This window comes from Streptomyces sp. NPDC013455, from assembly GCF_040632975.1.
GTDB lineage: Bacteria > Actinomycetota > Actinomycetes > Streptomycetales > Streptomycetaceae > Streptomyces.
In genome coordinates this window covers 113,225-125,304 of sequence record NZ_JBEYCX010000017.1, presented here as the reverse complement: position 1 = coordinate 125,304, position 12,080 = coordinate 113,225, and the positions used below count along the sequence as shown (strand labels likewise).

Sequence of the window (12,080 nt, the reverse complement as noted above, 5' to 3'; positions counted from 1 at the left end):
GGCCACGTACCCGCGTCCGGGTCATCCGGCGATGTACGCGATCTCCGGGTAACGCGGCGAGGCCCCGCACAGCAGCTGCCCGGTGCAGGGGCGGCCGCGCAGCCGGAGGTCGGAGAAGGCCCGCACGGTGGCCCGTACGGCCGCCACCGCCCGGTCGGCACCGCGGGCGCCTGCGCCGACGACACGGCCCCGTCCCGCCGTACGCCCGCGTCCTCACACAGGCCGTACCCCCGGCCGTGACCCCGCCCACGGCGACCCCTCCCGGCCCGCCCCACCTCGCCCTCCGGCCCCGTACGAGCCCGGCGGCTTCCCCCCTATAGGGTCGGTGACCGTGGCGAACAAGAACATTCCCGACCCCGGCTTCTCCGACGACGACGGCTCCGCCGACCCCCGGCTGAGCGCCGCGCTCGCCGCGTGGGCCGAGGACCGCGGCGCCCTGGGACCCGTGCTGGAGGCGCTCAAGGGCGCCCGTCTGCTGGTTCCCGTGGTCGCCGTGCTGGGCGAGGTGGAGGAGGACGAGAACGGGCTGCGCCGCGAGAAGACCAGCGACATGGCCGTACCCACCCTCAAGGCCGGCGACCGCACCGCGCTGCCCGCCTTCACCTCGACCGACTCCCTCGCCCGCTGGGACCCCGAGGCGCGCCCGGTCGCCGTGCCCCTGCACCAGGCGCTCCAGGCCGCCGCGCACGAGAAGGCCGACACGGTGGTGCTCGACCTCGCCGGCCCCGTGCCGTTCGAGCTGACCGGCCCGGCGCTGCTCGCCCTCGCCGAGGGCCGCACCAGCACCGATCCGCTCACCGACCCGGCCGTGGTGGAGGCGGTCCGTACGGCGGTGGCGGCGGAGCCCGCCGTGCTGCGCGCCCACCTCGGGCCCGGGCGGGCCGACGGCACCCTCGCCCTGGTCCTCGACCCGGCGGCGCCCCCCGCCGAGGCCGCGCGCGCGGTCGCCGAGCGGCTGGCCGCCGACGAAACACTGCGGGCCCGCCTGGTGCGCGGCCTCGACCTGGCACTGCTGCCGGCCGGGACCACGCCTCCGGGCGAGCCCTTGTACGTGAAGGAGTAGGTCAGCCGTAGACGGGGCCGGTGTACTTCTCGCCCGGCCCCTGGCCCGGCTCGTCCGGGACGACCGACGCCTCGCGGAAGGCCAGCTGCAGCGACTTCAGGCCGTCGCGCAGCGGCGCCGCGTGGAAGGAGCTGATCTCGGTCGCGCTCGCGTCCAGCAGGCCGGCGAGCGCGGTGATCAGCTTGCGGGCCTCGTCCAGGTCCTTGTACTTCTCGCCCTCCTCGCTCAGCCCGAGCTTCACGGCGGAGGCGCTCATCAGGTTGACGGCGACCGTCACGATCACCTCGACGGCGGGGACCTCGGCGATGTCCCGGGTCATCGCGTCGAAGTCGGGGGAGTCAGGAGGGGTGTCACTCATGCCCCACACCATAGGTGGTCGCGCTCGGCGCCCCTCAATTAGCCCTTGTCAAGCGACCCTGGTAATCTGGAGGACGACCGGCTGGACATGACTGTGTCCGGCCCACAAGTGGAGGCTCCGATCTCCCACCCGACCGCCCCACGGGACGGCGGGTCACCCGGTCAGGCGGCCACCATCGTTCCGTACGGACGATGGAGTCGCCCGAAAGCGCGCCCCGCGGCATCGCGGCGGTGCTCCGGTAGTGCTTGGAGCCCCGCCTGTGATCGTCCGGGGCATTTTTTGTGCTTCGGCGCGGTTAGGTCTAACGAAAAGAGACGTTACGCGGCTGTCCGCCAGACCGCCGTGTGGTGCTACCGAGGAGGATCCATCAGCGCCGAGCCCCGCATCAACGACCGGATTCGCGTTCCCGAGGTGCGACTTGTCGGTCCCAGTGGCGAGCAGGTCGGCATCGTGCCGCTCGCGAAGGCACTGGAGCTTGCGCAGGAGTACGACCTGGACCTGGTCGAGGTCGCGGCGAACGCCCGTCCGCCCGTGTGCAAGCTCATGGACTACGGGAAGTTCAAGTACGAGTCGGCCATGAAGGCCCGTGAGGCGCGCAAGAACCAGGCGCACACGGTCATCAAGGAGATGAAGCTCCGGCCGAAGATCGACCCGCACGACTATGACACCAAGAAGGGTCACGTCGTCCGGTTCCTCAAGCAGGGCGACAAGGTCAAGATCACGATCATGTTCCGTGGTCGCGAGCAGTCCCGCCCCGAGCTGGGCTACCGACTGCTGCAGCGTCTCGCGGAGGACGTCCAGGACCTCGGTTTCGTCGAGTCGAACCCGAAGCAGGACGGCCGGAACATGATCATGGTCCTCGGTCCGCACAAGAAGAAGACCGAGGCGATGGCCGAGGCCCGTCAGGCGCAGGAGGCCCGCAAGGCCGAGGCGAAGGCGAACCCCGGCAAGTCGCAGAACCCTGCCGAGGCTGAGGCGCCGTCCGAGGAGCCCGCCGAGGCGTGATCCCGGGGGACGTCCGTCCCCGAGGATGTAACCGAAAGAAGAGCGACGCTCCACCGTGCCCGGTTTCACGACCGGGCACCGGAGCGCCACCGACGAGGAGAGAACGGCGCTATGCCGAAGAACAAGTCGCACAGCGGTGCCAGCAAGCGCTTCAAGGTCACCGGCTCCGGCAAGGTGCTCCGTGAGCGCGCCGGCAAGCGCCACCTGCTCGAGCACAAGTCGTCCCGCGTCACGCGTCGCCTCACCGGCAACGCCGAGATGGCCCCGGGCGACGCCGCGAAGATCAAGAAGCTTCTCGGCAAGTGACGCGGCGGCGCTCTGAGCGCCGTGCGTCTGGACCGGGACCGAATCGTTTCCGGGTCGTGTGAGGACCCCCACGACCCCGCTACAAGGAGTTAACAAGTGGCACGCGTCAAGCGGGCAGTCAACGCCCACAAGAAGCGCCGGGCGATCCTCGAGCAGGCCTCCGGCTACCGCGGTCAGCGTTCGCGCCTGTACCGCAAGGCCAAGGAGCAGGTCACCCACTCGCTGGTCTACAACTACAACGACCGCAAGAAGCGCAAGGGCGACTTCCGTCAGCTGTGGATCCAGCGCATCAACGCCGCTGCCCGCGCCAACGGCATCACCTACAACCGCTTCATCCAGGGTCTGAAGGCCGCGAACGTCGAGGTCGACCGCAAGATCCTGGCCGAGCTGGCCGTGAACGACGCCAACGCCTTCGCGGCGCTCGTCGAGGTCGCGCAGAAGGCTCTGCCGTCGGACGTCAACGCCCCGAAGGCCGCGTGACGCCGCGCTGGCTCTGAGCCGACGTTCACTTCAGGACCCGCAGGCTTCCGGCTTGCGGGTCCTGTTGTTGGGGGCCGTCGGCGGCCGTTCCGGCCGCCGTCCGGCGGGGGCCGGCCGCGCAGTCCCCCGCGCCCCCTCCAGGCGCTGCGCCCCGGCGTCGGAAACAGACCGCCGGCGGTGCAAGAAGACGACTCTCTGAAGGTGAAGAAGAGGATGGCTCCCGTCAGCCCCGAGCTGATCTCCCCCCGGTCCGCGCGGGTGTCCGCCGCCCGTCGGCTCGCCAGGCGGAACTTCCGCGGGAAGGACCGGCTGTTCCTGGCCGAGGGGCCGCAGGCCGTGCGGGAGGCCGCCGGGCACCGGGCGGACGGCGTTCCCACACTCGTGGAACTGTTCGCCACGGTCGAGGCCGCGGAGCGGTACGCCGACATCATCGGCGCCGCGCGGGACGCCGGCGCCCGGGTGCACCTCGCCTCCGAAGAGGTCATCGCCGACATCTCCACCACCGTCACCCCGCAGGGGCTGGTCGGGGTGTGCCGGTTCCTGGACACGCCGTTCGCGGACATCCTCGCGGCCCGGCCGAAACTGGTCGCCGTGCTGGCCCACGTACGCGACCCCGGGAACGCCGGCACCGTGCTGCGCTGCGCCGACGCGGCCGGCGCCGAGGCGGTCGTGCTCACCGACGCCTCCGTGGACCTGTACAACCCCAAGGCCGTCCGGGCCTCCGTCGGCTCGCACTTCCACCTGCCCGTCGCCGTCGGCGTCCCCGTCGAGCAGGCCGTCGCCGGGCTCCAGGAGGCCGGGGTGCGCATCCTCGCCGCCGACGGGGCCGGCGACCGCGACCTGGACGAGGAGCTGGACAAGGGCACCATGGGCGGGCCCACCGCCTGGATCTTCGGCAACGAGGCGTGGGGGCTGCCGGAGGAGACCCGCGCCCTCGCCGACGCCGTCGTCCGCGTGCCCATCCACGGCAGGGCCGAAAGCCTGAACCTCGCCACGGCCGCGGCCGTATGTCTCTACGCCTCGGCCCGTGCACAGCGCGCCTCCGGAGGGTGCCGCACCGTCACCGAGAGCTAGTAGGGTGACCAGCTCGGGGCCCTGCGCCGTCTGAGAGGTGGGGTACGGGGATGAGTGTGGCCGGCACGAGCACCGCGCCGGAGGGACGGGACGCGCGGCGCACACCCGCGCCCCGGCGCCCGGAGACGGCCGGCACCGGCGTCGATCCCGACCAGCTGCCGGACGGCCTCGTCATCGCCGACGAGCACGGCCGCGTGACCTGCTTCAACGCCGCGGCCGCCCGCATCACCGCCGTACGGCCCGCCGACGCCCTCGGGCAGCCGCTGGAGACGGCGCTGCCGCTGGAGGACCTGGAGGGCCGCCGCTGGTGGCAGCTCACCGACCCCTACGGCGGACTCGCCATCCGGGTGCGGCAGCCGGAGCGCAACCTGCTGCTGCCCGGCGGCCGGGAGGTGCTGGTCACCGCCCGCTACGTGCGCGACGAGCCGCTGGCACCGGTGCGCGGCGTGGTCGTCTCCCTGCGGGACACCGAGGCCCGCCGCCGTACCGAGCGCAGCCACGCCGAGCTGATCGCCACCGTCGCCCACGAGCTGCGCTCCCCGCTGACCTCCGTGAAGGGGTTCACCGCCACCCTGCTCGCCAAGTGGGAACGCTTCACCGACGACCAGAAGCGGCTGATGCTGGAGACGGTGGACGCCGACGCCGACCGGGTCACCCGGCTCATCGCCGAGCTGCTGGACATCTCCCGCATCGACTCCGGCCGGCTGGAGGTGCGGCGCCAGCCCGTCGACATAGGGGCCGCCGTCTCCCGGCACATCCAGGCGTACGTCGCCGCCGGCCAGCGCGCCGACCGTTTCCTGCTCCGCATCGAGCAGCCGCTGCCCGCCCTGTGGGCCGACCCCGACAAGATCGACCAGGTGCTCAGCAACCTCATCGAAAATGCCGTGCGGCACGGGGAGGGAACCGTCACCATTGACGTCACGCCCACCGCATCCCCGCGCGAGGGCGAGGAAACCGGCACGTCGGTCACGGTGGGCGACGAGGGGCCCGGCATCCCGGAGGAATCCATGAACCGCGTCTTCACCCGCTTCTGGCGGGGCAGCAAGCGCGGCGGCACGGGTCTCGGGCTGTACATCGTCAAGGGCATCGTCGAAGCCCACGGCGGCACGATCACGGTCGGCCGGGCCGCGAGCGGCGGCGCCGAGTTCCGATTTACGTTGCCCGTGGCGGCCCCGGCGTATCTCGCCTAGCGGCCCACGGGCCATTCGTCCACCCCCACCCCGTTAGACTCGGCCTTTGGCACCTTTGTGTCCTTCACGCGGCCCTCGCGCGTCGCTGACGGGGACCATCCGCCAGGGGGCACCTCCCAGCGTCAGCTGGGGGACAATCGGAAGCTTGGGAAGAGATGTCGGCACCCAATAAGTCGTACGACCCTGTCGAGGTCGAGGCGTTGAAACCGGAAGAGATCGAGCGCATGCGGGACGAGGCGCTCGCCGCCTTCGCCGCCGCGGGCTCCCTCGACGCGCTCCACGAGGCCAAGGTCGCCCACACCGGCCCGGCCTCCCCGCTGGCCCTCGCCAACCGCGAGATCGGCGCACTGCCCCCGCACGCCAAGGCCGAGGCCGGCAAGCGCGTCGGCATGGCCCGCGGCGCCGTGAACAAGGCCCTCGCCGCCCGCCAGGCCGAGCTGGAGGCCGAGCGCGACGCGCGCGTGCTGGTCGAGGAGGACGTCGACGTCACGCTGCCGTACGACCGTGTCCCGGCCGGCGCAAGGCACCCGCTGACCACGCTCTCGGAGCGCATCGAGGACGTCTTCGTGGCCATGGGCTACGAGGTCGCCGAGGGCCCCGAGGCCGAGGCCGAGTGGTTCAACTTCGACGCCCTCAACATCGGCCCGGACCACCCGGCCCGCGGCGAGGCCGACACGTTCTTCGTGCAGGGCCGCGAGGGCGGCGCCGAGTCCGGCGTCGTGCTGCGCACCCACACCTCGCCGGTGCAGATCCGCTCGCTGCTCGACCGCGAGCTGCCGGTCTACGTGATCTGCCCGGGCCGTGTGTACCGCACGGACGAGCTGGACGCCACGCACACCCCGGTCTTCCACCAGGTCGAGCTGCTCGCCGTGGACGAGGGCCTGACCATGGCCGATCTCAAGGGCACCCTGGACCACATGGTCCAGTCGCTGTTCGGCGAGGGCATGAAGACCCGGCTGCGGCCGAACTTCTTCCCGTTCACCGAGCCGTCCGCCGAGATGGACATGGTGTGCTACGTCTGCCGTGGCGAGTCCGTCGGCAACCCCGACCGGCCCTGCCGCACCTGCTCGTCCGAGGGCTGGATCGAGCTCGGCGGCTGCGGCATGGTCAACCCGCGGGTGCTGGCCGCCTGCGGTGTCGACCCGGAGAAGTACAGCGGCTTCGCCTTCGGGTTCGGCATCGAGCGGATGCTGATGTTCCGCCACAACGTCGAAGACATGCGAGACATGGTCGAGGGTGACGTCCGGTTCACCCGGCCGTTCGGGATGGAGATCTGATGCGGGTCCCGCTTTCTTGGCTGCGGGAGTACGTCGACCTGCCGGCGACGGAGACCGGGCGCGACGTCCAGGCCAAGCTCATTTCGGCCGGTCTGGAGGTCGAGACGGTCGAGCAGCTCGGCGCCGACCTCAAGGGGCCGCTGGTCGTCGGCCAGGTGCTGACCATCGAGGAGCTGGAGGGCTTCAAGAAGCCGATCCGCTTCTGCACCGTCGACGTCGGCCGGGCCAACGGCACCGGCGAGCCGCAGGAGATCGTCTGCGGCGCCCGCAACTTCCAGGTCGGCGACAAGGTCGTCGTGGTCCTGCCCGGCGCCACGCTGCCCGGCGGCTTCTCCATCGCCGCCCGCAAGACCTACGGCAAGGTCTCGCACGGCATGATCTGCTCCAGCGACGAGCTGGGCATGGGTGACGACGGCAACCACGGCATCATCGTGCTGCCGCCGGAGACCGAGGTCGGCAAGGACGCCATCGAGCTGCTGGAGCTGGTCGACGAGGTCCTGGACATCGCCGTCACCGCCAACCGCGGCGACTGCCTGTCCATCCGCGGCGTCGCCCGCGAGACCGCCATCGCCTACGGCCTGCCGCTGCGCGACCCGGCCCTGCTCGACGTACCGGCCCCGAACGCCTACGGTTACCCGGTCCAGGTCGCCGACCCCGCCGGCTGCGACCGTTTCACCGCCCGCACGGTGACCGGTCTGAGCCCCGAGGCCCGCTCCCCGATCTGGCTCCAGCGCCGGCTGCAGAAGGTCGGCATGCGCCCGATCTCGCTCGCGGTCGACGTCACGAACTACGTGATGATGGAGCTGGGCCAGCCGCTGCACGCCTACGACCGCACGCTGGTCCAGGGCACCATCGGCGTGCGCCGCGCCGAGGAGGGCGAGAAGCTCGTCACCCTCGACGGTGTGGAGCGCACGCTGCACGCCGAGGACCTGGTCATCACCGACGAGCGCGGTCCGATCGGCCTCGCCGGTGTCATGGGCGGCGCCAACACGGAGATCGCCGATCACGAGGTCACCGAGGACGGCGTCAACGGGACCACCGACGTGGTCATCGAGGCCGCCCACTTCAACGCCGTCTCGATCGCCCGTACGGCCCGCCGGCACAAGCTGTCCTCCGAGGCGTCCCGCCGCTTCGAGCGGGGCGTCGACCCGCAGGCCGCGGCGGCCGCCGCCCAGCGGACCGTGGACCTGCTGGTGCTGCTCGCGGGCGGCACGGCCGAGGCCGGTGTCACCGAGATCATCGCGCCCTCCGCCCCGCACACCATCACCGTCCCGGCGGACCACCCGGACAAGGTCGCGGGCGTGGTCTACGGCCGCGAGACGGTCGTCCGCCGGCTCCAGGAGATCGGCTGTGACGTCTACGGGCAGGACGAGCTGATCGTCACCGTCCCGTCCTGGCGGCCCGACCTCGCCGAGGCGAACGACCTGGCGGAGGAGGTCATCCGGCTGGAGGGCTACGAGAACCTGCCCTCCACGCTGCCCAAGCTCCCCTCGGGCCGCGGCCTGACCCACCGCCAGCGGCTGCACCGCCGTGTCGGCCGCGCGCTGGCCGGCGCCGGCTACGTCGAGGCGCCGAACTACCCGTTCGTCGCCGAGCAGGTCTTCGACCAGCTCGGCCTGGCGGCGGACGACCCGGCCCGCCGCGTGGTGAAGCTGGCCAACCCGCTCAACGACGAGGAGCCCGCGCTCCGTACGACGCTGCTGCCCGGCCTGCTGGGCGCCCTGCGGCGCAACGACGGCCGCGGCTCGCACGACCTGGCGCTGTTCGAGACCGGTCTGGTCTTCCTGCCGCGCGAGGAGCCGCGCGCCGCCGGGCACCTGCCCGTCGACCGGCGGCCGACCGCCGAGGAGATCACCGGGCTGAACGCCGCGCTGCCCGAGCAGCCGCGGCACGTCGCCGTCGTCCTCGCGGGCGCCCGCGAGCAGGCCGGCTGGTGGGGCAAGGGCCGTCCGGCGGACTGGGCCGACGCCGTCGAGGCGGCGCGCGCCGTCGCCCGGGAGGCGGGCGCGGACCTGATCGTCCGCAAGGGCCAGTACGGCCCGTGGCACCCCGGCCGCTGCGCCGAGCTGGCGGTCGTCGCCGACGGCACGGAGCGGGTCGTGGGCCACGCGGGCGAACTGCACCCGCGGGTCCTGAAGGCCCTGGGCCTGCCCGAGCGCACCTGCGCGATGGAGCTGGACCTGGACGCCGTGGAGGCGGTGGGCGACGGCGCCCCGCAGGCGCCGGGCATCTCCACGTTCCCGGTGGCCACCCAGGACGTGGCCCTGGTCGTGGACAAGCCGGTCCCGGCCGCGGAGGTCGAGGCCGCGCTGCGCGAGGGCGCGGGCGAGCTGCTGGAGGCCATCCGGCTGTTCGACGTGTACGAGAACGCCGAGCAGCTGGGCGACGGCAGGAAGTCGCTGGCGTACGCGCTGCGGTTCCGTGCGGCGGACCGTACGTTGACCGTGGACGAGGCGTCCGCTGCCCGGGATGCGGCGGTCGCGCTCGCGGGCGAGCGCACGGGGGCCGTGCTGCGGGGCTGACCGCCCCGGGTCAACCTGCATAAATGCAGGTTGACCCGGGTGTTCTCACTCGTTCGGGTGGGAAGTGAGGGTGATCCGACCCGCTCGGGTCATGCCGTCGACAGAATCGGACCGGCCTTTCGGGGTCGGTCCGTCTGCTCTGTCAGGGCCCACTTGGGGGACCAGAGGCATGATCCGCATCAAGGCACGGGCGCCCACCGCGCGGGGAGCCGTACTGCCCATGGTCTGGGGTGCCGTCGCGGTCGGCTACAAGTTCGGCTGCCCGCTCGCCCAGCAGGACGGGCTGGGGGCGCGCATCGTCAGCAGTGCCGTGTTCTTCGCCGTCGGCACGGTTCTCATAGTCCACGCCCGCCGTGCCCTGCTGCGGGAGCTGCGGCTCGTCCGGCGGGCGGCGCGGGCCGCGCAGAACGTCGTGCTGCGTCCGCTGCCGCCCCGCCTGGACGGGCTCAACGTCGCCGCCGCCCAGCTGTCGGCCGACCGGGGCGCGAGCGTCGGCGGCGATCTGTACGAGGCCATCGCCACCGAGCACGGCGTCCGGGTCGTGATCGGTGACGTTCGGGGACACGGTCTGGCCGCCCTCGGTACCGTCGCCGCCCTCCTCGGCAGTTTCCGCGAGGCCGCGCACGACGAGCCCGAACTGGGCCGTGTGCTCCGCAGACTGGACCGGGCGCTCGCCCGTCACCTGCGGGAACGGGCGCGCGCCGAACACCCGGCGAACGGCGGGCCCGATCCGGACAGCCCGGTGGCCGAGGAGTTCGTCACCGTCCTGCTCCTGGAGATCGACCGGGAGGGCGGGGTGCGCGCCCTGAACTGCGGCCACCCGTGGCCGTACCTGCTCGGCGCGAGGACGGTCGAGCCGCTCTCGCGTGCCGACCCGCTCCCGCCGCTCGGGCCCTTCCCGCTGCCGGTGGAGCTGGAGGCCGAGGCATGCCGCCGGCTGGAGCCGGAGGAGTCCCTGGTGCTCTTCACGGACGGTGCGGAGGACGCCCGGGACGGCCAGGGCCGGTTCTTCGCGCTGCCGGACGTGCTGCGCGAGGTGGTGCGCGAGCACCCGGTGTCCCCGCAGGCGGTGCTGCGCGCGGTCTTCGGAGCGCTGCGGCGGCACACGGCGGGCAGACCCGGGGACGACGTGGCGGTGCTGGTGCTGCGCAACGGCCGGAACGCGGCACGCCGGGGTTGCGGGTCCACGCGGACGGCCGCCGCGCACCCGGAGCCCACCACCCATCGCTAGCGGCCCCGGGCCGGCCGGAGCCGGGCCGCCGCTGTGTCGAGGGGGAGCCGACGGCCCGGCCGACCTCTCGCGAGGCGTCTCAGTCAACCGGCCCGGCACACTCCGCGACAGCGCGCGCACCGGGCGGATACGGGCACTCCGTTCACACCCCGTGTGAAGACGCACCCACTACGCTGACCGCACCAGGCCACCCGGGGGGCATCCCATGCAGCCCAACACTCTGCTCGACGCGATCCTGGACGAGGCGGGGATCTCGCACGCCGGTCTCGCCGCCCACGTCAACCAGGCGGGCCGCGCGCGCGGTCTCGCACTGCGGTACGAACACACCGCGGTGGCACGCTGGTTGAAGGGCCAGCGGCCGCGCGGCCAGGTCCCCGACCTGATCTGCGAGGTGCTCGCCGCCCGGCTGCACCGGCCCGTCACGCTGGACGACATCGGGCTCGGCGTGCCCGGCCAGCCCGCCGCACCGCACGCCGGGTCGCTGTCCGGCTTCGTGGAGCGGGCCACCGCCCTGTGGCGGTCGGACGAACAGCAGCGGCCCCACGTCCTGGGCGCACCCGCCGTCACCGGGACGCCCGCCGTGATGCCGGTGTGGGAGTGGGAGAACCCGCCCGAGGACGTCGACGTCTCCCGCGGCGGCCGGCACCGGGTCACCGCCGCCGACATCGAGATGCTGCGCGCGGCCCGGACGCACTACGAGCAGATGTACCGCAAGGCGGGCGGTGTCGCGACCCGCACCAGGGTCGTCGGGTTCCTGAACGCCGAGGCCGCGCCGCTGCTGCGCGGCAGCTACACGGACGCCACCGGCCGCCAGCTGCACCGGGCGACGGGCGGGCTGGTGGCGATCGCCGGGATCTGCGCGTACGACTCCGATGCGCACGGCCTCGCCCAGCGCTACTTCCACCAGGCGCTCAGGCTGGCGAAGGCCAGCGGGGACAGGGGGCTCGGGGCGTACGTCATCGCGCTCCTCGTCAACCAGGCGCTGTACATGCGGGAGTACCGCCAGGCCGTCGCCTTCGCCGAGGCCGCGCTGCGGGCCGCCGGCCGGCACATCACCCCGGCGCTGGCCTCGGACCTGTACGCGATGCAGGCCAAGGCGTACGCGCACCTCGGGGACGGCGGCAGCGCGCTGTCCTGCATCCGGCGCGCGGAGACGGCGGCCGAGCGGATCCGGCGGGGCTACGAGCCGGACGAGACCGGCTATGTGCAGCCGGGGCTGGTCAACGTCCAGGTGGCCGAGGCGCTGCTCAGTCTCGGGGAGCTCGCCGCCGCCGGGGAGCACGCGGCGGCGGCCGTCGACAGCCCCGCCCACGACCGGGGGCGGGTGCACCGGCTGGCCATGCTCAGCACCGTCGAACTGCGGCAGGGCAATGCCGACAAGGCGGTGGCAACCGCCGTGCAGATGGCCGAGCAGGCCCGCGGGATGGAGTCGCAGCGGCTGCGCGACCGGCTGCGCGCGGTGCGCGAGCATCTGGTGCGCTGCGGCTCGGCCGGCACCGCGGAAGCCGCCGAACTCATCGACGGAGCACTGCGCGTACCGCTGTAGGCGCACTGTGGGGCGCCCCGTCCCTGCT

The 12,080-nt window shown here is 72.9% G+C and carries 12 protein-coding genes; 10 read left to right on the top strand and 2 right to left on the bottom strand.

Going from position 1 to position 12,080, the window contains the following annotated elements:
- Window positions 1–21 precede the first annotated feature (21 nt).
- Complete coding sequence (locus tag ABZ576_RS25370; RefSeq protein WP_360745087.1) at window positions 22–147, bottom strand: hypothetical protein; 126 nt, start codon at window positions 145–147, stop codon at window positions 22–24.
- 184 nt (window positions 148–331) lie between these two features.
- Here ABZ576_RS25370 and ABZ576_RS25365 point away from each other — a divergent pair, with 184 nt between their 5' ends.
- Window positions 332–1,063 carry an SseB family protein gene (locus ABZ576_RS25365; protein ID WP_360745084.1) on the top strand — a complete coding sequence of 244 codons (732 nt, stop codon included), beginning with the start codon at window positions 332–334 and terminating at the stop codon, window positions 1,061–1,063.
- Window position 1,064: 1 nt separating this feature from the next.
- Here the strand turns inward: ABZ576_RS25365 and ABZ576_RS25360 are convergent, their stop codons facing one another.
- Window positions 1,065–1,421, bottom strand: coding sequence for a DUF1844 domain-containing protein (locus ABZ576_RS25360; RefSeq protein ID WP_360745081.1), 357 nt, complete (start codon window positions 1,419–1,421; stop codon window positions 1,065–1,067).
- A 342-nt stretch (window positions 1,422–1,763) separates the two neighbouring features.
- Here ABZ576_RS25360 and infC point away from each other — a divergent pair, with 342 nt between their 5' ends.
- The 9 genes from infC to ABZ576_RS25315 all read left to right on the top strand — a co-directional run bounded on the left by infC (window position 1,764) and on the right by ABZ576_RS25315 (window position 12,052).
- Window positions 1,764–2,426, top strand: coding sequence for a translation initiation factor IF-3 (infC, locus tag ABZ576_RS25355; RefSeq protein WP_030654735.1), 663 nt, complete (start codon window positions 1,764–1,766; stop codon window positions 2,424–2,426).
- A 111-nt stretch (window positions 2,427–2,537) separates the two neighbouring features.
- Window positions 2,538–2,732, top strand: a complete 195-nt coding sequence (gene rpmI / locus ABZ576_RS25350; protein WP_004933563.1) for a 50S ribosomal protein L35 — start codon at window positions 2,538–2,540, stop codon at window positions 2,730–2,732.
- Window positions 2,733–2,828: 96 nt separating this feature from the next.
- A complete protein-coding gene (rplT, locus tag ABZ576_RS25345) occupies window positions 2,829–3,212 on the top strand; it encodes a 50S ribosomal protein L20 (RefSeq protein ID WP_006141703.1) in 384 nt (127 codons plus the stop codon).
- A 213-nt stretch (window positions 3,213–3,425) separates the two neighbouring features.
- Entirely contained in the window at window positions 3,426–4,286 is an 861-nt protein-coding gene (locus ABZ576_RS25340) for an RNA methyltransferase (protein ID WP_360745078.1), read from the top strand.
- Window positions 4,287–4,336: 50 nt separating this feature from the next.
- Window positions 4,337–5,476 carry an ATP-binding protein gene (locus ABZ576_RS25335; RefSeq protein WP_360745075.1) on the top strand — a complete coding sequence of 380 codons (1,140 nt, stop codon included), beginning with the start codon at window positions 4,337–4,339 and terminating at the stop codon, window positions 5,474–5,476.
- A gap of 155 nt (window positions 5,477–5,631) precedes the next feature.
- Window positions 5,632–6,753 (top strand): phenylalanine--tRNA ligase subunit alpha, encoded by a 1,122-nt coding sequence (gene pheS, locus ABZ576_RS25330; protein WP_360745072.1) that lies wholly within the window; start codon window positions 5,632–5,634, stop codon window positions 6,751–6,753.
- Window positions 6,753–9,275 carry a phenylalanine--tRNA ligase subunit beta gene (gene pheT, locus ABZ576_RS25325; RefSeq protein WP_360745069.1) on the top strand — a complete coding sequence of 841 codons (2,523 nt, stop codon included), beginning with the start codon at window positions 6,753–6,755 and terminating at the stop codon, window positions 9,273–9,275. The genes pheS and pheT overlap by 1 nt, the downstream gene beginning before the upstream one ends.
- A gap of 169 nt (window positions 9,276–9,444) precedes the next feature.
- On the top strand, window positions 9,445–10,506 hold the full coding sequence (locus ABZ576_RS25320) for a PP2C family protein-serine/threonine phosphatase (RefSeq protein WP_360745066.1): 1,062 nt from the start codon (window positions 9,445–9,447) through the stop codon (window positions 10,504–10,506).
- Window positions 10,507–10,711: 205 nt separating this feature from the next.
- The gene (locus tag ABZ576_RS25315; RefSeq protein ID WP_360745063.1) at window positions 10,712–12,052 is read left to right on the top strand and encodes a transcriptional regulator; all 1,341 of its coding nucleotides are present in this window, start codon (window positions 10,712–10,714) and stop codon (window positions 12,050–12,052) included.
- The last annotated feature ends 28 nt before the right edge of the window (window positions 12,053–12,080 follow it).